The organism is Pseudomonas fortuita, from assembly GCF_026898135.2.
Classification (GTDB): Bacteria; Pseudomonadota; Gammaproteobacteria; order Pseudomonadales; family Pseudomonadaceae; genus Aquipseudomonas; species Aquipseudomonas fortuita.
On record NZ_CP114035.2, the window covers coordinates 2,689,871 to 2,710,556 of the forward strand.

The window sequence follows — 20,686 nt, forward strand, 5'->3', positions numbered from 1 at the left end:
CGCTGCCCGGCCGGGAAGGGTTCCCGGTGGGGTAAGTGGACAGTGGTAGGGTGGGCGTTCAGGCCGATGAGATGTCCACACCGATCTCATGTGGCAACCTGATATGAAGAAAAACAGGGCCGGTTTCTGGCGTGATGTGAGTTACCTGAAACTGAGTGACTGACGCCGAGGAGCGTGATTCACTCTGGGAAGCTTGATCGAGTAGCAAGTCGAGCGATTGGCGCAAGTGGTGATCTACCGAAGCCAGAGCGATGCCCAATACGGTCTGCAAGCGCTGTCCTGATTGCTCAACTGTGTCAGTAGCCGTACCAACCTCGGCGATGAATTGCCATACCCCTGGGCTCAGGACAATGGCAGGTAAGGAGCGGTTATTCCTGGACACTGGTGCCTCCCGGGAGCTGATCCAGCGATGGCCTCCAGGAGCATCCCGGGTAAGTTCCATCGCCACCGCGCTCACTGAAAACTTGGCGTGTCCAGGCATTAAAACGCGCTTGCTCGTGGGGTCAACGCCTAATCCAGCCTGCCTTGCAGGTCGAGTTTCCAGCCGCTTCCAGCGAAGTTTTTCCATCCCAAAACTTCAGATGAATCGCTCGCTGTTGTTGGCGTGGAGATTGAAAGGAGCGATGTCCCAGAGAGGCACAAATTCGTGCTTCCCTGGAACATCGCATGTGTCTCCAGAGCAGTCAGGATTTCCCGGGCAGGGCAATCTCAGCAGCGATGTACAGGTGCGTGGATGTGGCCTCAATCACCAATGCCCCGTCGGTGCCGCGTAGGCTTTCCAGAACGGGATCATCAAGGTCGAAGTACTCGGCAAAATCGTCGCCACCGAATTCACTGCGAGCGCGATTCCACCAGGCGTCAAAGTCGTCGACGTCAGGGTTGCAACCCATGGCGTAGGCAATGTGTTTGCGGCTACTTCCGTCGGATTTGCTTTCGCCGAACTCGGACATGAGGTAGACACCGTGGTCTTTGACCCCTCCAGGCAGTGCGGAGGAATGCCACCCATGCGGGAAGAATTCCCAGCACGGAAATGGAAAAGGAGCTTCAACGGAGCAGGGCTCAGTGAGGCCGATGTAAAAGAGCGCTCATCACCGCGGGAGCGGTAACCGGGCGAGCCACCGAACGCTAATCGCCCTTGGGACAACCGTCACGGGAGTGACGTGGCCTTGAAGGTTGAGGCCACCTGGGGTGCTGGAATTCCAGCGCTTGCATGTCCGGTGTATCAAGCGGGCCGGCATTGCGTCAATGAAGATTTTCAGGGGGGCGTACTGCGTCAATCCATGCGGTGCCACTGGTGATCAGCAGCGTAAACCAAGTGATCAACGGTCATGGAAAACTGCGTGAGAGGAGTAAGCTAAGGCTTGGATCCAAATTGTTTAAAGCGGTTTGACCGCACGTGCGGTGAAGTAAATGGAGATAGGAAAATGGCGACTCCAGCGTCTTCAAACTCCAACCGGACTTCTTTCGGCAAGTATTTGATTCGTGCCGCAACTCGCGCGGGTCGATTGGTGAATCAGCTAGAAGCCAGCGTGCTGCATTCACCGATGTTGGCGAGCGTGCCGTTTGGGTATCGCCGGCTCGGTATGCAGATTGTTAAGGTGATTCTTTTGCTTGCTGTTGCATCAGTTGCATTCTTCCTGGCGGTCGGAATGGTAGCCCTATGGGCGTTTGCCGCGCAGCCTATTGAAGCGAGTGATGATGAGCCCGATGTATTCGAGGTTAGCCATCCTCAGCATCGTTTCAAGTATCCAGAAATGTACGACGAACACGGATCACTTCGTTAACTGATTACTTGAGCTTTTGTACGCTTCCAACAACTTGTGATGTTCCCTTCCCAGCTTGGAGTTTGGCACTCTCTGCACCTTGAGTAAGAAGGCTCTGGACGTTGCTGCCAACGTTGTACCCCGCCCAACTCATGGTTCCCAGAAAGAACATCGGGAGCACCAAAAACATCGCCCCCATCACGTACTCGATCACCTGTGCGGTGACCGTCCCATCCATGAACCCTGCCGTTGGTAATGTTAAAAGCGCCTGGTCCGTGACAGAGACCTGGTGATACAGCGTGTCGAGCATGCTCGAGTCGATCCAGCGGGCCAGCTCCCACCAAAACGTCAGCATGTGTAGGGTGAACAGCGCGAAGGTAATCGTCATCAGCGCTTTGAGCTGATAGGTGCTGATCAGCAGCACCAGCGGCAGGCTGATGATCGTGCCCATGATCAGGAAGGCCTGCACCATTGGCAGTGCCGCACGCAGCGCATTCATCGCCGGGAAATTGCTGAACGAGCCCAAGGCCAGGCCGGTGTTGGTGGCCAGGTTGTTGAGCCCCTGTGTCAACGATCCACCTCGGGCACTGCTGCCATAGTCCTGGAACACCTGGCCAGGCGCCATGCTCAATGACTGCTGGCGCGGGCTCACCAGTTCACGCAGGGTAGCGTTTTCGATTTCGGTGGAGCTGTGTCCGGTCAGCCAACCGCGCAATTGCGTGAGCAGGTTTGGATCGACCTCGGCGACCAGGCGGTCGCGCAAGCCGACCGTGGCATCGCTCCACCACTGCTTGCAGGTTGGGTAGCCCGCACCGTTGTCCAACCGGGGCAGGGAGGTGTCTCGCGTCTCGTCATATGGCCAATCAACCCGGGGCGTGCGCGAGCGATCCGTGTCGTAATAGCCCGGCGTGTCGAGTAGGTAAGTCGAGCCAATCCAGGACGCATCGTAGCTCTGCGATTCGTCCAGCTCGGGGCGGTTAGTAAACAGCCGCGAGCGCGAATAGCCATAGCAGTCGCGGGTGAAATCGGCGACTTCCTGTAGCAGCACTTGATCGTTGATCCGTGAGCTGTCGATCTCCATGCGCATCGCGCGGATGTCGGGTGCGCAGGGGATGGACGCAGTCGCTGCAGCGGTGATGCCTTTGCTCATGGCATGCACCAGGTACCACCACACCGGCACGTTGGCGGATTTTTCGCCAATGGTGTTGAAGGTCATGCCCCAGGCCGTGTCTGTGGGCTTGGCCATCGACACCCCACAGCGCTGGCTCGCCGCATCGTCGAAGGTCACGGAGGAGAGGTTCAACGGGAAAAACGGCATGCAGCCAAACAGGATGACGACGTAGCTCATCCACAGGCGGTTCTCGACGCGGGGGATCGACAGCAAGCCCTTGTTGCCCTCGTCGGCGCCCTGTTGGCGGGCCGACAACCATTCCTGCAAGATGATCGCGCCAAACGGCGCGGCAAAGAGTCCGGTGTCCGCCAGCGTGTTCCAGATCCCGTTGTTGATGATCCACGCCAGCAGCGACAGGTAGTACTCGAGGTAGCTGTTGGTGCTCATGTTCATGACTGCACCTCACACTCGTGACAGTTCGACCAGGACGATCGAGCCAAAGCCGACCAGCCCCAAGCGCATGAGCCGTTGCTGGTCTTTAGGTAACGGCCGCGAGCGCAATGCTGTGGTCCAGCCGGCGAAGATCAGGCTGTATAGCAGAGCTCGCCAGTAGGCGAAGTAGGGCGTATTCCCCCGCGCATCCTCGAACCAATCGACTTGGGGGCCGTTCAGTTGCAGCGCCATCCAGGCAACCAGCAACGTAACGATCATTGAGCCGAAGATCAGCAGCACTCGGGCAACCGTGCTCCTCACAGAACGCGGCATCATGGCGTGCTCCTTCCTTGCTCCGCATGATGTAGGCGGTCTGGCTGCGGATCGCGCTGGTCGATGCTGCGCGAGGCATCGGCGCCGCCGGCGTGGCGATCAAGGACCAGGCTGGCGGTGTTGGTGGCCAGGGCTTGGCGCACCTGCAACTCGGTTTGCAGCAAGCGGATCTCGCGCTCCAGTGTTTCGACATTGCTGTTGAGGGCAGTGGTAGCGGGTTGTGCCGACGCCACATTGGGTTCGTGGCTGCCGGCGAGCAGCGTGCGTTGCAGCAGCATCGCCTTGTAGATCACGCTCGACAGCGCGGTCTCGCTGGCCAGGCGTCGGGCCAACAGGTTCTGGTCGGGATCATCGCGCAGGCCCTCGATGACCCCACGGGAGACCTGCAGCAACGGGCTGGAGACTTTGCCCAGGTTCTCCGGCGTGGGCTCCTCTGCGCCCGACAACATGCGCTGCAAGCCTTCAAGGTGCTGGGTGTAGGTTTCCTGGATCAATGGCGTGAGACCTGCACCCGCGCTGACGCGCAGCGTCTCGCAGTCATCACAGGTCTCCACTTCGGTCTCACCGAGCACACGTGTGGCCCACTCAGCGGCCTCGTCGGGGCTCCCCCAGGCCTGGCAGATTGCGCCGTTCTGACAATTTGAGCCGACGGCCGAGGTGTCCTCGACCGAACGGTTGTGCAGTAGGTTGTAACCCGCCTTGACCACGTCCGAGGTCACTCGGATCGGCGCCTGGCCATAGCCGCCGGCCTTTTGCCCGCCGACCCAGCTGACACCGTTGTTGCCGTTGTTGGATTCGGTGTCCTTCACCGCGGTCACGGCATCACCGTCGGACTGCTCCAGGTTGTGCTGCATTTCCTGGTTCTGTGCCAGTGCTCCCCAACCGGCCTGATCCACCTTGTCAGCCATCTTCGCCGCCATCGCCTGGCAGGTGAGCTTGGAGCGGTCGAAGTCGATGCGCCCCTGGAGCACGCCGTTGCTCAGCAGCTCATACAGCCCGGGATTGGCGCGCTGGATGATCATTGCCGGCAGCGACATCACCGCCTGGGTGGCGTTCTGGATGACGTTGCCCATGATTTGTTGGAAACCCTGCGTGGCACCATTGAGCTGGTTCTGCAGGGTGTTGGAGAGGTTCATGTTTCCGCACATCATGTTCGCGCGCCAGGACAGGCCTACGCCGAGTCCGCTGGGGCGGTAGAGCGAGGAGGGCGCGCCCACCGCCGATCCGCCACCGATGGTGTACATCACCCGATCGTCCAATACCTGTGCCTGGTCGCCCAGGTGGTAGCCACTCTCGGCGGCGTGGCCAGCGGCGCACACGAAAAGACATACCAACCCGAACGAGAGGGTGTTCATCACTGCCCTCCATCAAAGTCGATGCTGAACAGAAAGGTCTGTCCCATGCGTTGGCAGCACCTGTACGGGCGCCACAGCGACCAGGCGTAGGCGCCCTCGGCACTCTGGAGGGTGGCGCTCGGGAAGATGGCGCAGGTGCTCTGCACCATCGGAGTGAGCAACTGCCAGCGGTGGTTGTTGATGTTGTTCTCCATCACCGGCTGCGGCGGCCAATATCCGGGCGCTGGCATCGGCTGCAACGGTAGGTAGACGTGCGGCTGGCCAACGCGGGTGATGAAGTCGCTGGCGCGCTGCGCCATCACCGCGGCGGCCTTGAAGTCATCGGGTTGTACCAGGAATCCCTGCCGCGGGTAGACGCTACCCCACATGTTGCCGAAGGCCTGGCTACCGATCTCGCGCATGCCCGGAGTCAGCGCCTGCGGGTAAACGGACTCGGGGATGGCGTGGCGCCAGGCCAGCGGATCGAGCGTGCTCAGGTAGTAGGGCGCAAGCGGCACCGCCCCGCTCGGACACGCATAGCCGAAGCCGAAACTCTGGGCCAGGGCCGTCAGGGCAGCGCCGCCGGGATGCCCGATGCCGTCGACATTCTTGAAACGGGGCAGGTTGTCGCGTTGCGACGAGGGCGTGATCAGGTTGCCCCCGCCTTGCGACAGGGGCGTCGGTACCGAAAGGGCAGACATCTCGCCCCAGGGGTTACTGCCGGTGTTGGAATAGCTCGACACCACCAACTCGGGAATGAAGTGCCGGACCTTGGGTGAGGTTCGCACTGTGCAGCCGAACGGCGTACACAGTAGCCAATAGCAGATCCCGACGATTCTGTACTCCAGACACTGCAGCGACGCGACCGAGGCAATGATGGCGGGGGTGGTCAGTGCCAAGCATTGTTCGGTGAGGAACATCGTGAGAGATGCGGCAAATATCCGCTTGGCATTTCCGCGCCTGCTGCTGCGATGTGCTCCGGAGTGCCGACCTAGAGAGACCGATCTGTCTAATGAGTCTTTCATAGCTATACCCAGCACCTAATCGATGTAACGACGACGGCGTGGTTGAGTGTCTGAGGTCTGACTCACGCGGTGGACCAACTAAATGAGAGCCGAAGCATCGTTTTTGCAGGTTCTCAAGCCAGCGTAACGTCCGAACCTCGGGGCATGGGCAACGAAGGCAAGCTGTTTTAGGGATAAGCTTTACTACTGAAAGGGGAGAAGACGTGGTTGCTATGGGCACGCACCTGGAACACTGGTCTAGAAACCTGCGGGTGGTGACACTCGTGCTGTTGCTTGCTGCGCCAGGGGCTGACGCCGATCTATTTGATGATATCCCAGGAGCACGCTCCATTGGGGCAGGCGAGTTTCGCTGGTTTGGCCTTACTATCTATGAGGCTCGTCTGTGGAGCCGCCATCCTAAGCCGACGCTAGACACCGCTTTGGCCCTGGAGGTCACGTTCCTGCGTGATGTCAGCAGAGCCACGCTTGTCGAGATGCTTCAGGACGAATTCCGCCGATTGGGCGGCGACAAGCTTGAGGAAGAGCAATTGGCGAAATGGAGCTTTGAGATGCGCAGGGCGTTTGGCGATGTTCGGGCGGGACAGCGGCTGATAGGGGTGTACCTGCCTGGGCGCGGTTGTCGTTTCTATGTGAATGATCAACTGAGCCGAGAGGTGCTTGACCCTGACTTCGCCCGAGCGTTCTTCTCCATCTGGCTAGATGGCAGAACACGCTTTCCAAAGTTGCGGCGCGCGTTGCTGGGCGATTAACGAATCCGAACATGCGAAGGCGCGATGGGGGACAATCAAAGGGTTGCATTATGACCAGTTGATTAGCGATTTATTTCGAAAATGGCAGCTGGCGTTGACCTCTTGTCAGACGGTACCTTTCAGGGCCGGTATAGGCGGTTGCGAAATGGGGGGCGTTCGCTATCGTGGCATTACACGCTCCGTATAAAACTAAAGTTATAGGAGGCGACATGAGAATTCGCGGTGATGTGTTTTGGGATTGGGCGGATCAAACGCTCCATCATCGCACTCATGACGAGACCCTTGACGACGGAACCTTTATCGACGTCCAGGTGCGATTGTCGCGTACCGGCAGTACGCAAATGTTCATTGGCGTATACGCGCCACAGGGCATGGCGGTACATGAGGAGGCTTTTGACTCGCGACCCGGCGAATCGATGACGCGGGCGTTGGCATGGGGCGTTGGGCGTGCCAGACGGATATCCCTCGAACATGCTTCCACCGGAGACAGCCCTCTATCAAAACAAGGCTGAATGCCTTTGTTCGCCCCGCTGAGGACACGTGCTGTTGGATTACGGCTTTATACCCCGTCGCCGATCAATTTCCGCCGCGATGCTCAGGGCGGCTTCCAATTCAGTGATGCGCTGTTCTTCCATCAGTCGCCAGCGTTGAGCCTTTTCTTCGGGCTCGGTCATGGCCAGGGCGAGGTACAGGCTTGGTGGTACCGCGCGAAACAGCGTCTCCAGCTGCTTGGACAAGACCACGCCCTCGGTGTACTTGCCCGAGGCCTTGCTCGCCGACAGCAGCAGAGTCTTCTGTGCCGGCGTGAGCTTCTTGAACCGCGCGATCTCTTCGATCTCTGCCGGCGGCATGTTCAGGCAGATCCACCACTCGATCATGTTGAGCATGGTCTGCGCCGCATCGGGGAAGTCGGCCAGGTTCTGCGTCGCCAGCCAGAACCAGGCACCCAGCTTGCGCCACATCTTGGTGCCCTTGACCACGAAGGGCGCCAGCAGCGGGTTTTTGGTGATGATGTGGCCTTCGTCCGTGACCATGATGATCGGACGACCGAGGTACTGGTCGCGTTCGGCAAGGTTGTTCACGGTGTTCATCAAGCTGATGTAGCTGATCGACATCTGCGCTTCATAGCCCTCGCGGGCATAGGTGGCGAGGTCGACGATGGTGACATCGCTTTCCGGCCAAGGGGTGCCTGGTCGGTCAAACAGCGCACCCTCGAAACCTTGGCAGAACAGGTCGATGGACTCGGCCATTTCCTGGGCCCGCTCGCGACGTTTGTCGGGCAGGTGGGCGTCGCTGGCTACCGTGCGAAGGGCATCACGGACATGGCGCGTCATGACCTGCTGATCGCTGGCCGCACAGTGCCTGGCGGCGTCGAGAATGCACTCGCGAATCAGGCTGCGGTCTGCCCGGGTGAGGCGCGCCTCTTCCTTGGCTTCGCCGCCGGTGATCATCAGGCGGGCGGTGATCTCCAGCTCGCCCAGCACATCGCGTTGCTCGTCGCTGCCCGAAGCGTCTTCATCCAGGACCTCGGTCGACAGGCTGGCGACCTGGTCGGGGCGTTCGATCAGTCGGCGGGCATCGGCGAAAGGGGCCAGGCTCAAGCCGCTGCCCGGTTTGAGTTGGACCTTATTGACGGTCAAACCTAGGGTGGCGAAGTAGTCGCCCTGCAGGCCAAAGGAGTTGCCGGCTTCGACGATGAACAGCCGCGGCCGGTACACCGCCATGATCTGCATCAGAATCGAGACCAGGGTGGCCGACTTGCCGGCGCCAGTCGGGCCGAACAACAGCAGGTGACCATTCATGGAACGGTCGAAGCGTGACAGCGGGTCGAACGATAGTGGCGCGCCACCCCGATTGAAAAAGGTGATGCCCGGGTTGCCGGTACCGATGCTGCGTCCCCACAGCGGCAGCAGGTTGGCCACATGCTGGGCAAACAAGAGCCGGGTGTACCAATTGCGTTTATCCCGTGCGGGGTTGTAGACCATCGGCAGCCAGCGCAGGTAGCTGTTGCACGCGGCCACCTCATCGCCCTCGCGCACCGGTTGCAGGCCGGCGCCGAGCAGTACATTGGCTGCCTGGATCGAGCGCTGGCGCAATTGCTGTTCATCGGCGCCGCGCAGGTACAAGGCCAAAGTACCGCGGTACAGCTTGTGCTGGCGACCGATCAGCGCGCGGGCCTCTTCCACATCCTGGCGAGTCTGGGTCGAGGCCAGGTTTTCGCCGATTGCTTTGCGCGCCAGGCGGTTGAGCTGCTCCTCGAGCACATCCTGGGGCGTGATCACCAAGGTCAGGCTCAGGATGGCCTGCTCCGGCAACTGGTCGAACAAGGCGTTGAGCGCCTCACCCTTGCGGGTCTCGCCGGTCAGCTGGCCGATAAGGGGCGGCCTGCGCAGCTTGTCGACTACCATCACCGCGTGCGGCTGCTGATCGAAATACCACAGCCCCTGCTCGCTGTCCGAGTGTGGCTCCTGGAAGAACAGCCGCTCGGCAAAGGCATGGTCGAACGGCAGCGATAGGCCCTCGCCGTCATCGGTCTCCGGGTAGGGCACCCGTCGATAGAACGCTGCTGGTGCTTCACCGGTGAGGGTCGGTGCCGGGTTAAACCAGGGCAGCAACCACGCATAGAAATCCCGCCCCGTCAGCCGGCGAGGATTGACGCCGCAGGCCTGCAACGACGCTACCAGGCGGTCACAGGTTCTTTCCAACAGCTGAGTGGGTTTTTGCCCGTCGTCGTCGGCCTGGTCACCGAGCCAGCGATAGACCACCAGTCGAATCCGCCGATTGCTGCCGCGCCAGGGCAGGTGCGACACGACAGGGTCGTCAAACAGCCCAACCGGTTTGGCAATGGTTTCGAGGTGGTGCTGCATCAAAGCAAGGAAGGCAGCGGTGAAGGGTGTGCCTGTCGCTCGGGGTGCAACGTATTGCTCCAAGCGTTCCAGGTACGGGGAAAAGTCACTGTCGTCCTGGCAGAAGAACTGCACCACCCATGGCGCCTGGTCGAACTCGTCGAAGCTGTCCTGCAGCGCATCTTCCAACGCATCGCGCGCTGCCGTCAGCCATTCCGGCTCACGGCCCTCGGTGCCGATCGGCTGCAACTCGAACACGGCGCCGACCGAGCGGTTGTCGTCGAGCAGAAAGCACTGCTCCTCCTCAAGGTATTCGACCCAGGGCAAGTGGTCGGTGAAACTGGGGTTGTGCGCATACTGTGCAGCCTCATCCGCACGTGTTGCGCGCCGACGCTGCGCCGCGCGCCAGGGCTTCCAGCGCGGCGGGGTGCGATCTACATCATCATCCATCACAGATCGTCCAAGCGTTCGCCGGGCAGCGCATACTGGACCTTCTCGTACAACGGGAAGACGGTCGAATAGCCGGGCACGGGCGTCTGTTGGGTACCGGCCAGGTGCGGGTAGATGTACATCACCAGATCAGGGTTGGGCAGGCGTGGGAACTGGGCGCGGATCTCGTTGGCGGCTGTGCGGGTGTAGGCGCTCTGGTCCTTGATCAGGCGCTCGGGATCAAGCACTGGCCGGCGCAGCTCATCGCGGGCCTCCTGCAACTGCTGCTGCGTACCGACGGCGCCGCCGCTGTTCCAAATATCCAGCATGGTGTGGTCGCCGTGGGGCAGCATTTCGTCCTTGCTGGTGGTGCAGCCCGCCAGGTGCAGGCAAAGCAGCAGGCTAATCCAGGTCCAGTACCGAAACGGGTGGGCTTTCATGATTCACTCTCCGGCCTTTGGGTTCGTAATCGATGCTGATTTCGTGATCCAGGTGCAAGGCCACCTTGGCACCCGGCGGGACGTAGATGGCGGCAAACGCTTCGCCGTAGAGCTTGTTGACCCAGTCACGAATGTCGCCGATGCCACCGCTGATGACCGAGTTCAGTGCGCTGTTGCCACTGTTCTGACTCAGCCCCAAGCTGCCGCTGGCCGAGTTGATGAAGGAGGTGTTGGTCTGTTCGCTGCCCAGCGCTGCTGCAAATCCAGCGCCGGCAGCGGTGATCAGGCTCTGGCTGCCGAGGTACTGCTGGGCGTTGGAGCGACGCTCGCCGGCGATGCAGGGAATGCCGTAAGGGTCGGAGATGTAGCCGAGGCCGCCGCGGATCTTTTCGGTGTCCGAGGTCTGGGTGCTGGCGCGGTTGCGGCTGATCACCTTCTGCGGCTGCGGCACCGTGCGGACGGTGCCGTCGCTGAAGACAAAGGTGAGCGACTCGACCTGGCCGCGCACGCAGGACAAGGTCCAGTCGCCGGCCGCGGTACCGCTCATGACCGCGCCGACCACGTCCGGTAGATCGATGCCGTTGGCGGTGAGGTTGTCCGGTCCCACCAGTACCTTGAACGGGTAGGGATCATTCACCGTGCCGTCCACCGGCACGCGGCCAATCAGCGCGGTCATAGCGATCGAGCCCATCAGGGTCGAGTTCTCCGGGATGGTGTAGAGGGGCTTGGCACCCTCGGCCCGGTCCTGAGTGCCTTCCAGGTCGTGCTCGCCTTTGGCCACGGCACGGAGATGGTCTTGGCCGCGGTCAATCGCGTTGTTGTCTAGGCCATGCAGGTCTTTGAATTTCGACGTCAGCGACGACAACGGTCCCTCAGCTTTGCTGGTGCCCTCCTGGCCGGCACGGGCATTCGATGGCTCGATCCACTGCACCGCATCCGCCGGCAGTTGTGCCCCGGAGAATTGTTGCTCGTCACCCGGCTCGAGACCGAAGCCCACAGGTATTTCGGACTTCGCGGGCGGCTTGTTGGTGAGTTGGTCCTTGAGCCGGGACAGCAAACCCTGGGTCTCGCGGTGCTGTTGCTCGGCCTTCTGCCGGGCATCGTTGGCCTGTTGGCGCTGCTCGGTGACCTGCTGGGTGACACTGCTCAGCGTGCTCTGAATGCGGCTGTCGATGTTGCCTTCGCGCGTGCGCAGGCGGTTGTTCTCGGTCTGCAGCGTCTCGTTACCTTTCTTCAGTGACAGCATCTCGCTGCGCATCGCCTTGACCTGGCCAATCAGCGTGGCCACGGTGTCGCGCGGCGTGTCGCCAGCAATGCCGAGGGCCTTGGCCTGGTCCGGGCTGAGTGCGGTGTTTTCGGGATCATGGGCAGGTTGACCATCCGGCGCCGCCACCCAGGATTTGCCGATGATCAGCACAATTCCCAGCAGGACCGCCGGTACCAGCCATTTCAGCAAACCGTTAGCTTTCATGATCGGCAGCCTCCGGCGCTGGCGGTGGCAACAACAGCGCGTGCCTCAGGTCGCCGCCGCGGGTGACGAGGTACGCCACGGTGGTGTCTTCAGGTGTGCCAGCGTGCCCCAGGTATTCGTGCTGGAAGGTGGCGGCATACAGCGTGGCCTGCAGGTGCCGCGGGTCCAGCTTGACCTTGGCCGACCCACGGTTGACGATCTTCACCGCCGTCACCCAATAGTCGCCCAGCCGCCAGGCGGCGAGCCCCTTTATGGATACGTGCTCGGTCGGCAGCAGTGTGCTGAACCCTGAGGACTCGTCCAGCGGGACTCGACGCACACCGGGCAAGGGCGCCACGGTGCGCAGCGGCGCATAGAGGTTCTGCGCCGCGTAGCGAGTCAGCACCACCGGTACCGGCGTCGCTGCGGGGGCTGCATCCTTCGCGGTTTCCTCGTCCGGGGCCTGAGTCTGGGCAACGATCTTGACCGCCTCCAGCGACTCATTACCTTCGAGCGCTTCGATGTCGATCAGGATGATGTCCCCCGACTTCACCGACTGCAATTGGAGGCGGGTAGGAGGGAGGGCTTCCGACGCACGCAGGTACACCGTGCCGCCGACTGACTGCACACGCAGCTTGCTGGTGATCGCGCTGGGTAGCCCGACGCGAACATCCTCATCCAGCATCAGGATACGTTCCTGACCCACCGTCAGCGGCACGGCCAGCGGCAGGCGGTCCCAGTATTTGACCTCGACGGCGGCTGCGGCTGAACACCACCCGGCCACCGACACCAGCATCAAGATCAAGAAACGCATCATCATGCACCTCCAGGCAGCGTCAGCTTCTGCGGTGTGCCTTCGTAGCAGTCCAGGGCCAGGCCCCATTTGTTGTGCTCGGGGTCGACGTCGAAGCGCACTACGCGTAGCGGATAGCGCACGACGACGCGCTTCACCGGTTCGGCGGCGTAGTACTCGTCGGCATTGAGGTCGAGCTTGACCAGCCAGCTGTGCTTATCCAGCTGCTTTACCCGCAGGTCGGGGTCATCGCTGTAGCCACGACCCAGCACCTCGTACACGCCGCGCACGCGGCCACGTAGTTCGCCGGCTGCCTTGCGGTACTCGAAGTCGCCATCGAAAAACGTCTTGCAAGCGGGTGTCAGGTAGGGCTGCAGGGCGAAGATCGCGCGGTGGTAGTCGACCTCGCCGTCGGTGGGCCAACGGTTAAGCTGGCCGAAGATGTACAGGGCAAAGGCGTAGATGTTTTCCGGCGGCACATCCCACCATTTGCGCGTGCTGCCGGAGCGCAAGTCCGGTGGTACGTGAATGGTCAGTTCGGATGGTGCGGACTGCCAGCCATACCAGAGTCCGGTGCACAGCAGCGCCAGCACGGCCACGGCCAGGCGCAGGCTGAGAATGTGCGCCTGCTGCGCATCCACCTTGTTGCGGAAGCGGCTCATGGGGTGGGCCTCGCAGGTCGGCGCGTACGGCGGACCGTCCACGGGCCGGAGTGTAGGATCAGGTAGTGACTGCTGATGCCCCAGTGCACAGCCAGCTGCCACTGCAGGCGTCGGTACAGCCAAGTTTCTGGACGAGCACGCTTGGCCCGGCGCAGCAACTTGCCGCCACCGAGCAGCACCAGCGCCATGCACAGGAACATGCAGGTGGGGAGGGTGGCGATGGAGGCGGTGGCCACCGCCAGCGGTGCGCCGAGAATCAGGCCTAGTACGGCACCGACGATCAGCGCGACCCACATCTCGTCGTTGGTGAGGCCGCGCAGGACGGCTGGGTCGCGGTTGAGGCGTTCCGGCAGGAAGGTCAGCGTGCCGTCTGGGAGAGTGGCAGGGACGTCGGACATGGCAACCTCACAGGATCGTCGCAGCTTTGGTGAGGAACCACAGGATCACCACCACCAGCAGCGCGCCGACGCCGACCACGGCGCCGAGGTCCTTCCAGGTCTTGCGCTGGTTTTGCACGTCGGCGTAGACGGTGAGCGAATGCCAAGCCACGCCCAGGAAGGCGAGGGTGGCGATCAACAGACCGAGCAGGATGCCGCCGTCATAGGCGTAGTTCTTGATGGTGTCGATCAGGCCTGAGCCCTCGCCGCGGGAGGGGGCTTCCATGGTCGGCAGATCAGCCCTGGCCAGCGTCGAGCTCAGCAACACCGAGCCGCCGAACAGGGCTTTTGTATAGATAGCTCGCAGCCGGAGCAGCGGAAGGAGGCAGTGACGGGAGAGTTTCATGGCAGGGTCTCCAGACTACGACAGCATGAAAAACATCAGCACGATCAGGGCTAGGGCCAGACGCAGCGTGCTGCCGCCGAGCGCACCGAAATTGAGATTGCCGGCCGCCCAACCGCGGTAGCCGGTCCACAGTGCCCAGGTGCACCAGAGCAACGCCAACACCAGCACCGAGGAGCGCCACAGCACCGAACTGAGTTGCGGGGCAAAGCCGGCCACGGCCGAGAACGCGCTGAGTTGAGCGTCAGTCATGCTCATCGGAGGGGCTCGAGTGAGGCGCATCAACTCGATACTGACCGGTCATTTCGACCTGGTCAGCTGGCTGAGCGCGGGAGGGCGACAAGTATTTATGGATGCCTTCACGTATTCGTTCGAGGTCCGCCGTAAACCTCGGATAGTCGAAGCGATAGCGCGTTCCTGCGGCGTCGTCTGAGCCGCTTTCGGCACGATCGGCCAACTGTTCGATGGCAGTGAACTGTCGTTGCACGAGTCCCAGATCTGAGCGCTCGCGACTTTCCTGTGCGACAGCCGGAAGTGCTGCCAGACAAATCAAAAGCGACGGGAAGGCATATGTCCTCATGGCGGGCTCCAGAGCGGTCTCTGGTCGTCACCATTACTGCGCGGGGGAGTTGACGCACGAGTTAAAAGGATTCTCGGCGTTTCGTTTTCTGGCGAGGTTGGGCAGGGAGCGGGGTGAGCCTGAAGTTAAGGCATTGAGGGAGGATGAGAACCTGCTGGTGCTGAGGTCTTACGAGTGCTGCAGCGAGCACCTGAACGGCTAGCCAGGCATTACTCGGAGAATGACAGCTCCGCCTGAAGTGCGCACGGTGCGCGCGAAGGCATTTTCGTTCGGGGATTGCGTGAGTTGGCCGGCAAAGCAGTCTCAGCTAGATCATCCCCCAGTGTGGCCTGTAGTCCAGGAATTCGACCCTCTGACTCAAGTGCTCGAATCTCGCTCCTAGTCCTGACGATCAGCTCATTTGCCGTCTGCCCTGTATCCTCGCTCAGCGTCAAAGCCACCAGCGTCAAGGGACTCACTTCCAATCGCTCGCTAAGCTTCTCAAGTTTGTCCAGCGTGAGGCTCGATCTACCGGATTCGAGCTTGGACAAGTAGGTGCGGCTGGTCGTGTCGGCAAATCCGCGTTGGGTGATGTTGCGGTGACTGCGTAGTACTCGAAGCACGTTAGCGAACGATGACTTTAGTGTCATTGAGTTACCTAAGACATAAGGCAGGTATAGCGACCTTGTCGTCTCATCGACGTTGATTGGCGCAAATGACTGGACGCGACCGTTGCAACGAGCATTCTTGGCTTGTGGCAGATCGGCCCTCAACAACCTGCGTCATTGAACTACTTGGGTGAGCAATTGAAGTCGCCCCCCGGTTACAGCGTCATGTCTACGCGATTCACGGTTTTTCGTTAAGCTGAATTTGCGTAACGGTGCCGTCGTTCGATTCTCGTCCGGACGCGTGCAGTTTGTCGATAATTTGTCGCGCGAGTGCATGGTAGAGCGAGACAGGTGAAATCCAGCCCGAGATGGCGGTAGCCATCAGTGTGGTCGCGAGCATGGGTATGGCAAGGTCGGGGCTGTGGGTCAGTTCGAGGACTATGACGGAGGCAGTGAGCGGTGAGCGTGTCACGCCGGCCAGATAGGCCCCCATACCCAGCAATGCACATGCTTGCGGGTCAACATCGGGTATCAACGACAGCAGTGGCGCGAACGCCGCGCCTATGCTCAGCGAAGGTGAAAACAGCCCGCCAGGAATACCGGAGAGGTAGGACACGACGTTGGCCAGAAATTTCCACAGCAAAAAACTTGGATCGGTGACGGGTTGTGCCCCAAGCAGGGCGCGCGTTTCTTCATATCCGGTACCGAACACGTGATTGCCGGAAACCAACCCCAGTATTGCTAGAGTAAAGCCGCAGAGGGCCGCGAAACGGACTGGATATCGACTGCGCAGCCCGCAGACACGGCCGAGGATGCCGTGATCGGTGGGCAGCACCAGCTTCGCGTAAAAACCTCCCAGCAACCCGCCCAGTGCTGCGCATGCAGGGACCACGCTCCAACCCCATCCAGTTGGCATCCGTCCACCGATTTCGCCAAAGTAGGCGTAGTGTCCCATCAGGCCCAGTGTCACGACGCCGCCAATCAGCACTGCCGTTAGCACCAGTCCGCTGAAACGTTGCTCAAACGTGCGGCTCAATTCCTCAATGGCAAAGACCACCCCGGCCAATGGCGTGTTGAAGGCTGCGGCAATGCCTGCGGCGCCGCCGGCGAGGATCAGTCCAGCGATCGTGCGTCGCCCATGTAGGCCCAGCTGGCGGCCGAAGGCATACAAAACGGCGGCCCCGATATGAACGGTTGGGCCTTCCCGTCCTACCGAGCCCCCAACTAGGAGTGCACCGAGGGTCAGGCTCATGCGTGCAGCGGCGACTGGCAGTGAAAGCAATCTGGCTCGTAAACGGCGGGAGGGCATTTCAAGGGCGGCGATGACTTGGGGAATGCCGCTGCCTTTGGCATTTTCAAACCAGCGCTGTGTCAGCCACGCCAGCAGCGCGAAACCGAAGGGCGTGATCAGCAACGGGGACCAAGGCGCCCATTCAAGCAAGCACCTGAACGACGCGAACGCGGCGTCGGCCAGCCACGCGAATGCCAACGCCGTCAGCCCGACCAGAAGTGCGCCGATCCAGAATGCCAGGCGTTGTCGCCATTCTCGCCAGTATGAAGTGCTGGAAGAAGGGGTGGCGGTTTTCAAATCGGCCATTGTTTGTCATGTGATGGGAACAGACAGAGAGTATGGCGTGATTTGTCGAGCGGGCATACCCGACCGAGGTGGTACTCACGCACAGTCTGGCAGGCGAGTCATCTCGCATCTGCCAGACATCCGCCGTTTTGTTATGACGTCGACCGGACCTCGCCAGTTGAAGAACGGTTGCGCATGGCGATTACACCCCACGTCAAACCCAGCGCTGCGGCGATGACAGAAGCGGACAGCACCCCCAATTTGGCGGCGCCGAGCGCTGCAGGATCGACGAATGCAAGGTTGGCAATGAAGATCGACATGGTAAAGCCTATGCCTGCCAAAAGACCGATCAACATGATGCCCCGCCAGTTGACTTCGGCCGGGAGTGCACACCAGCCCAATCGGACCATCAACCAGCTGACGCTGACGATTCCCAACGGTTTGCCTGCGATCAGGGCGGCGGCCACTGCCATCATTACCCAGCGTGATGTTTCGGCGGAAAGGTCAGCGCCCGACAGGCTCACCCCAGCGTTGGCCAAGGCGAACAACGGCATGATGCCAAATGCCACCCAAGGGTGCAGCAGGCCTTGTATGCGTACTACCGGAGGTACCAGTTCGCGTTGCGCTGAGCGCAGACGTTTCAACGGGTCCATCAGATCGCTGGCATCCTTCTCGGGTGCCTTGGCATTGCCCAGCAGCTCGCTGGTAAAACGGCTGACAGCATCCAGCGGACGCTCGCGCATGGGCATCGCCGTTACTGGAGTCATCAGACCTAGCACAACACCGGCAAGCGTCGGGTGAGCACCGGTCATCAGCATACCCAGCCAGGTAATGGCGCCCGGGAGGATGTAGGCCCATGCACTACCCACGCCGATTTTCTGCAATCCCATGACCAGCAGCAGCCCAACCGCAGCCACCGCGAAGCCGCTGTAATCGAGGCCGCCAGAGTAGAATAGGGCGATGATCAGCACTGCGATAATGTCATCGATTATCGCCAGGGCGAGCAAGAAGACGCGGACATTGGAAGGAATCGATTTGCCCAGCAGTGCCAGTACACCCACGGCAAAAGCGATGTCGGTGGCTGTTGGCACGGCCCAGCCTTGTTGTTCCTGGGGGGCATGGCCAAAACCAAGGTAAATGAGCGCAGGGACGGCCACACCGCCGATTGCCGCCGCCATCGGTAAAGCAGCTTGGCGCAGGCTGGCGAGTGCGCCTTCATGAATCTCACGACGGATCTCCATGCCTACGACCAGGAAGAAGATGGTCATCAAGCCATCGTTGATCCAGAAATGCAGGGATTTGGCGTAGATCACCGAACCGATGCCGAGTGTCAGCGGGGTGTGCCAAAGATGCTCATAACTTTCCGCCGCCGGGGAATTCGCCCAGACCAGCGCGGCGAGTGCGGCCACGAGAAGGACAATGCCGCTGACGGCTTCGATATGAAGAAAGCGTTCAAAGTTGGCAAAGGCCCGTTCGGCCAATTCCTGGGCTCGAGGTAATTCTTTCTGGGGCATAGGCGCAATGGCTCCCGCATGGCGGCCCGACCAGCGTTGTTGTTTAACCTGCCTCACTGCGCCGTGCAGCTAGCACCCGATGGCAGTCTACCCAATCATCGCGGTCAGATGAATGCTCAATTAGCGGTCAGTGGTTCAAATGGTGGGTATTTGAGATTTTTTTGCGGCGGGGGTAGGGTCTAAAGTCAACTTCGAGCGGGGAGGGGCCGCCATCAGGCACTGCATGGGCTGCTAGTCTTGGACCAAGTCGCCGTGCTCGCCCCCTGTGCTCATCGCCTTACAAGGAGAACTGCCGCAATGACTGCAGCCCCGAAACCCAGGAGCACCCTCAATCCCCCCGTTTTCTATACCAGCGCGGTTTTGATCTTTCTTCTCGTGCTGTACGCCACAGCATTCCAAGCGCATGCGCAGGCGCTGTTCGAACACGTCCAGACCTGGATCATTACCAATGCCAGTTGGTTTTACATCCTTACCGTGGCGCTGGTCTTGATCAGTGTGGTGTTCCTGGCCGTCAGTCGTTACGGTGATATTAAGTTAGGGCCCGATCACAGTGAGCCGGATTACCGGAAGAGCAGCTGGTTCGCCATGTTGTTTTCCGCCGGCATGGGCATCGGCTTGATGTTCTTCGGTGTGGCGGAGCCGGTGATGCATTTCACCACCCCTCCAGTGGGTGACCCTGGCACGGTCGCGGCGGCACGCGAAGCCATGAAGATCACGTTTTTCCACTGGGGGCTGCATGCTTGGGCGATCTACGCCATTGTTGCATTGATTCTGGCTTACTTCAGCTTCCGCAATGGGCTGCCGCTGACCCTGCGCTCGGCACTTTACCCATTGATCGGTGAACGCATCTACGGCCCGATTGGTCATGCGGTCGATATCTTCGCCATCCTCGGCACGGTGTTCGGCGTCGCGACCTCGCTGGGGTATGGGGTACTGCAGATCAACAGCGGCTTTCACCATGTGTTCGGTCTGCCGGTCAGCCCGACGGTTCAGGTCATTCTCATTGCAGCCACGTGTGGGTTGGCAACGCTTTCGGTGGCCAGTGGGCTGGATAAAGGCATTCGCATCCTGTCCGAGCTCAATTTGAGTCTGGCAGTGATATTGATGTTGTTCGTCCTGATCTTGGGGCCTACCGTGTTCCTGCTGCAGGCTTATGTACAGAATACCGGCGCTTACCTTTCGGACATCGTCAACAAGACCTTCAACCTCTACGCCTATGAACCGACTGACTGGATTGGTGGGTGGACGTTGCTGTATTGGGGCTGGTGGTTGTCTTGGTCGCCTTTTGTAGGGCTGTTCATCGCTCGCATTTCGCGTGGACGTACCATCCGTGAGTTCGTGTGTGGCGTGTTGTTCGTTCCGGCCGGTTTTACGTTGCTGTGGATGACGGTATTTGGTGATTCGGCTATCCACATGATCCTCAACGATGGGGTGAAGGACTTGGCCACTGTCGTTGGCCAAGACAGCTCATTGGCGTTATTCGCGTTCCTTGAACACTTCCCGTTTTCCACGGTGATCTCGCTGATCGCGGTACTGATGGTGGTGGTGTTCTTCGTAACCTCGGCAGACTCGGGGGCCTTGGTAGTCGATATGCTCGCGTCCTCCGGCCAAGGCCATTCCCCATTGTGGCAACGGATTTTCTGGTCGCTCAGCATCGGTGCTGTTGCCATTGCGTTGCTCTTGGCTAACGGCCTCAAAGCCTTGCAGACCGCCACCATCGCCAGCGCGTTGCCGTTCGCCGCCATTCTGTTGATTGCCATCTGGGGATTGTTCAAGGCCTTGAGCCTGGATGCTACCCGTCGCGGCTTGCGTAATCAGGCCCTTCCAGGTACTCGGCATACCCGGCAGCACCAAGGCGGCTGGCAGCGCCGGCTGCGCAATATTGCCATGATGCCGCGCCGCGCCCATGTCACGCGCTTTATTGCCGAGGTGGTCAAGCCGGCCTGTGAAGAGGTTGCACTTGAGTTGCGCAAGCAAGGCTACGACGTCGCGGTGAATGAGCGGGATGATGGCCGCGTCACCCTCGAGCTTTCACACGCTGGGGAAGGGCGCTTTCTCTACGAAGTCCGTCCGCGTGCTTTCAACACACCTAGCTTCGTCATGCGTGATACGGAAGACGGAACCGATGGTCGCAAGTATTTCCGGGCTGAGGTGCATTTGCGTGAAGGAGGCCAGGACTATGACATCATGGGTTGGAGTCGTGACGATGTGATCGGCGATATCCTCGATCAATACGAGCGTCACCTGCATTACCTTCATGTGGTGAGTTGAGACTGGGGGTG

The 20,686-nt window shown here is 60.6% G+C and carries 22 protein-coding genes; 4 read left to right on the plus strand and 18 right to left on the minus strand.

What is annotated here, in order from left to right; all coding sequences use genetic code 11:
• Nucleotides 1-58: 58 nt before the first annotated feature.
• Together OZ911_RS12370 and OZ911_RS12375 are read right to left on the minus strand one after the other, a co-directional pair.
• Nucleotides 59-568, minus strand: coding sequence for a hypothetical protein (locus OZ911_RS12370; protein WP_139139547.1), 510 nt, complete (start codon nt 566-568; stop codon nt 59-61).
• Between the two features lie 115 nt (nt 569-683).
• Entirely contained in the window at nt 684-986 is a 303-nt protein-coding gene (locus OZ911_RS12375) for a DUF3085 domain-containing protein (RefSeq protein ID WP_200867647.1), read from the minus strand.
• A gap of 438 nt (nt 987-1,424) precedes the next feature.
• On the opposite strand from OZ911_RS12375, the gene OZ911_RS12380 reads away from it, so the two are divergent.
• Nucleotides 1,425-1,784, plus strand: a complete 360-nt coding sequence (locus tag OZ911_RS12380) for a hypothetical protein (protein WP_016488099.1) — start codon at nt 1,425-1,427, stop codon at nt 1,782-1,784.
• Between the two features lie 4 nt (nt 1,785-1,788).
• On the opposite strand, the gene OZ911_RS12385 is transcribed toward OZ911_RS12380, so the two are convergent.
• From OZ911_RS12385 to OZ911_RS12400, 4 genes are read right to left on the minus strand one after another with little or no spacing between them, the layout of a single operon-like run.
• Nucleotides 1,789-3,327, minus strand: coding sequence for a conjugal transfer protein TraG N-terminal domain-containing protein (locus OZ911_RS12385; protein ID WP_016488098.1), 1,539 nt, complete (start codon nt 3,325-3,327; stop codon nt 1,789-1,791).
• Between the two features lie 9 nt (nt 3,328-3,336).
• Nucleotides 3,337-3,642: a hypothetical protein gene (locus OZ911_RS12390; RefSeq protein WP_016488097.1), complete on the minus strand. Its 306-nt coding sequence runs from the start codon at nt 3,640-3,642 to the stop codon at nt 3,337-3,339.
• A complete protein-coding gene (locus OZ911_RS12395) occupies nt 3,639-4,994 on the minus strand; it encodes an integrating conjugative element protein (RefSeq protein WP_016488096.1) in 1,356 nt (451 codons plus the stop codon). The genes OZ911_RS12390 and OZ911_RS12395 overlap by 4 nt, the downstream gene beginning before the upstream one ends.
• Nucleotides 4,994-5,893, minus strand: a complete 900-nt coding sequence (locus OZ911_RS12400) for a TIGR03756 family integrating conjugative element protein (RefSeq protein ID WP_016488095.1) — start codon at nt 5,891-5,893, stop codon at nt 4,994-4,996. Before OZ911_RS12400 ends, OZ911_RS12395 begins: the two co-directional genes overlap by 1 nt.
• Before the next feature lie 317 nt (nt 5,894-6,210).
• Here OZ911_RS12400 and OZ911_RS12405 point away from each other — a divergent pair, with 317 nt between their 5' ends.
• Both OZ911_RS12405 and OZ911_RS12410 read left to right on the plus strand, forming a co-directional pair.
• The gene (locus OZ911_RS12405) at nt 6,211-6,747 is read left to right on the plus strand and encodes a chalcone isomerase family protein (RefSeq protein ID WP_016488094.1); all 537 of its coding nucleotides are present in this window, start codon (nt 6,211-6,213) and stop codon (nt 6,745-6,747) included.
• 209 nt (nt 6,748-6,956) lie between these two features.
• Nucleotides 6,957-7,259 (plus strand): hypothetical protein, encoded by a 303-nt coding sequence (locus tag OZ911_RS12410; protein ID WP_016488093.1) that lies wholly within the window; start codon nt 6,957-6,959, stop codon nt 7,257-7,259.
• Between the two features lie 39 nt (nt 7,260-7,298).
• Here OZ911_RS12410 and OZ911_RS12415 read toward each other — a convergent pair whose 3' ends face one another.
• From OZ911_RS12415 to nhaA, 12 genes are all read right to left on the minus strand, one after another.
• Nucleotides 7,299-10,043, minus strand: a complete 2,745-nt coding sequence (locus OZ911_RS12415; RefSeq protein ID WP_016488092.1) for a conjugative transfer ATPase — start codon at nt 10,041-10,043, stop codon at nt 7,299-7,301.
• The gene (locus OZ911_RS12420) at nt 10,043-10,462 is read right to left on the minus strand and encodes a TIGR03751 family conjugal transfer lipoprotein (protein WP_016488091.1); all 420 of its coding nucleotides are present in this window, start codon (nt 10,460-10,462) and stop codon (nt 10,043-10,045) included. The genes OZ911_RS12415 and OZ911_RS12420 overlap by 1 nt, the downstream gene beginning before the upstream one ends.
• Complete coding sequence (locus tag OZ911_RS12425) at nt 10,425-11,933, minus strand: TIGR03752 family integrating conjugative element protein (RefSeq protein WP_016488090.1); 1,509 nt, start codon at nt 11,931-11,933, stop codon at nt 10,425-10,427. Before OZ911_RS12425 ends, OZ911_RS12420 begins: the two co-directional genes overlap by 38 nt.
• Nucleotides 11,923-12,729, minus strand: coding sequence for a TIGR03749 family integrating conjugative element protein (locus OZ911_RS12430; protein WP_016488089.1), 807 nt, complete (start codon nt 12,727-12,729; stop codon nt 11,923-11,925). The genes OZ911_RS12425 and OZ911_RS12430 overlap by 11 nt, the downstream gene beginning before the upstream one ends.
• Nucleotides 12,729-13,367 (minus strand): PFL_4703 family integrating conjugative element protein, encoded by a 639-nt coding sequence (locus tag OZ911_RS12435; RefSeq protein WP_016488088.1) that lies wholly within the window; start codon nt 13,365-13,367, stop codon nt 12,729-12,731. Before OZ911_RS12435 ends, OZ911_RS12430 begins: the two co-directional genes overlap by 1 nt.
• Nucleotides 13,364-13,765, minus strand: coding sequence for a TIGR03750 family conjugal transfer protein (locus tag OZ911_RS12440; RefSeq protein ID WP_016488087.1), 402 nt, complete (start codon nt 13,763-13,765; stop codon nt 13,364-13,366). Before OZ911_RS12440 ends, OZ911_RS12435 begins: the two co-directional genes overlap by 4 nt.
• 7 nt (nt 13,766-13,772) lie before the next feature.
• Nucleotides 13,773-14,150 (minus strand): TIGR03745 family integrating conjugative element membrane protein, encoded by a 378-nt coding sequence (locus OZ911_RS12445; protein ID WP_016488086.1) that lies wholly within the window; start codon nt 14,148-14,150, stop codon nt 13,773-13,775.
• Nucleotides 14,151-14,165: 15 nt separating this feature from the next.
• Nucleotides 14,166-14,405: a TIGR03758 family integrating conjugative element protein gene (locus OZ911_RS12450; RefSeq protein WP_016488085.1), complete on the minus strand. Its 240-nt coding sequence runs from the start codon at nt 14,403-14,405 to the stop codon at nt 14,166-14,168.
• Entirely contained in the window at nt 14,392-14,727 is a 336-nt protein-coding gene (locus OZ911_RS12455; protein WP_016488084.1) for an integrative conjugative element protein, RAQPRD family, read from the minus strand. Before OZ911_RS12455 ends, OZ911_RS12450 begins: the two co-directional genes overlap by 14 nt.
• 209 nt (nt 14,728-14,936) lie before the next feature.
• The gene (locus OZ911_RS12460; protein WP_016488082.1) at nt 14,937-15,356 is read right to left on the minus strand and encodes a helix-turn-helix domain-containing protein; all 420 of its coding nucleotides are present in this window, start codon (nt 15,354-15,356) and stop codon (nt 14,937-14,939) included.
• Between the two features lie 196 nt (nt 15,357-15,552).
• The gene (locus OZ911_RS12465) at nt 15,553-16,911 is read right to left on the minus strand and encodes a chloride channel protein (RefSeq protein ID WP_268968661.1); all 1,359 of its coding nucleotides are present in this window, start codon (nt 16,909-16,911) and stop codon (nt 15,553-15,555) included.
• Between the two features lie 131 nt (nt 16,912-17,042).
• Nucleotides 17,043-18,404 (minus strand): Na+/H+ antiporter NhaA, encoded by a 1,362-nt coding sequence (gene nhaA / locus OZ911_RS12470; RefSeq protein WP_024717420.1) that lies wholly within the window; start codon nt 18,402-18,404, stop codon nt 17,043-17,045.
• Nucleotides 18,405-18,701: 297 nt separating this feature from the next.
• Between nhaA and OZ911_RS12475 the strand changes: the two genes are divergently transcribed.
• The gene (locus OZ911_RS12475; RefSeq protein ID WP_016488079.1) at nt 18,702-20,675 is read left to right on the plus strand and encodes a BCCT family transporter; all 1,974 of its coding nucleotides are present in this window, start codon (nt 18,702-18,704) and stop codon (nt 20,673-20,675) included.
• Nucleotides 20,676-20,686: the final 11 nt, after the last annotated feature.

Bases quoted from the DNA above. Each gene is read 5' to 3' on its own strand.
- OZ911_RS12370 (WP_139139547.1), bottom strand. From the start codon at position 568: ATGGAAAAACTTCGCTGGAAGCGGCTGGAAACTCGACCTGCAAGGCAG.
- OZ911_RS12380 (WP_016488099.1), top strand. From the start codon at position 1,425: ATGGCGACTCCAGCGTCTTCAAACTCCAACCGGACTTCTTTCGGCAAG.
- OZ911_RS12385 (WP_016488098.1), bottom strand. From the start codon at position 3,327: ATGAACATGAGCACCAACAGCTACCTCGAGTACTACCTGTCGCTGCTG.
- OZ911_RS12390 (WP_016488097.1), bottom strand. From the start codon at position 3,642: ATGATGCCGCGTTCTGTGAGGAGCACGGTTGCCCGAGTGCTGCTGATC.
- OZ911_RS12395 (WP_016488096.1), bottom strand. From the start codon at position 4,994: ATGAACACCCTCTCGTTCGGGTTGGTATGTCTTTTCGTGTGCGCCGCT.
- OZ911_RS12400 (WP_016488095.1), bottom strand. From the start codon at position 5,893: ATGTTCCTCACCGAACAATGCTTGGCACTGACCACCCCCGCCATCATT.
- OZ911_RS12405 (WP_016488094.1), top strand. From the start codon at position 6,211: ATGGGCACGCACCTGGAACACTGGTCTAGAAACCTGCGGGTGGTGACA.
- OZ911_RS12410 (WP_016488093.1), top strand. From the start codon at position 6,957: ATGAGAATTCGCGGTGATGTGTTTTGGGATTGGGCGGATCAAACGCTC.
- OZ911_RS12415 (WP_016488092.1), bottom strand. From the start codon at position 10,043: ATGGATGATGATGTAGATCGCACCCCGCCGCGCTGGAAGCCCTGGCGC.
- OZ911_RS12420 (WP_016488091.1), bottom strand. From the start codon at position 10,462: ATGAAAGCCCACCCGTTTCGGTACTGGACCTGGATTAGCCTGCTGCTT.
- OZ911_RS12425 (WP_016488090.1), bottom strand. From the start codon at position 11,933: ATGAAAGCTAACGGTTTGCTGAAATGGCTGGTACCGGCGGTCCTGCTG.
- OZ911_RS12430 (WP_016488089.1), bottom strand. From the start codon at position 12,729: ATGATGCGTTTCTTGATCTTGATGCTGGTGTCGGTGGCCGGGTGGTGT.
- OZ911_RS12435 (WP_016488088.1), bottom strand. From the start codon at position 13,367: ATGAGCCGCTTCCGCAACAAGGTGGATGCGCAGCAGGCGCACATTCTC.
- OZ911_RS12440 (WP_016488087.1), bottom strand. From the start codon at position 13,765: ATGTCCGACGTCCCTGCCACTCTCCCAGACGGCACGCTGACCTTCCTG.
- OZ911_RS12445 (WP_016488086.1), bottom strand. From the start codon at position 14,150: ATGAAACTCTCCCGTCACTGCCTCCTTCCGCTGCTCCGGCTGCGAGCT.
- OZ911_RS12450 (WP_016488085.1), bottom strand. From the start codon at position 14,405: ATGAGCATGACTGACGCTCAACTCAGCGCGTTCTCGGCCGTGGCCGGC.
- OZ911_RS12455 (WP_016488084.1), bottom strand. From the start codon at position 14,727: ATGAGGACATATGCCTTCCCGTCGCTTTTGATTTGTCTGGCAGCACTT.
- OZ911_RS12460 (WP_016488082.1), bottom strand. From the start codon at position 15,356: ATGACACTAAAGTCATCGTTCGCTAACGTGCTTCGAGTACTACGCAGT.
- OZ911_RS12465 (WP_268968661.1), bottom strand. From the start codon at position 16,911: ATGGCCGATTTGAAAACCGCCACCCCTTCTTCCAGCACTTCATACTGG.
- nhaA (WP_024717420.1), bottom strand. From the start codon at position 18,404: ATGCCCCAGAAAGAATTACCTCGAGCCCAGGAATTGGCCGAACGGGCC.
- OZ911_RS12475 (WP_016488079.1), top strand. From the start codon at position 18,702: ATGACTGCAGCCCCGAAACCCAGGAGCACCCTCAATCCCCCCGTTTTC.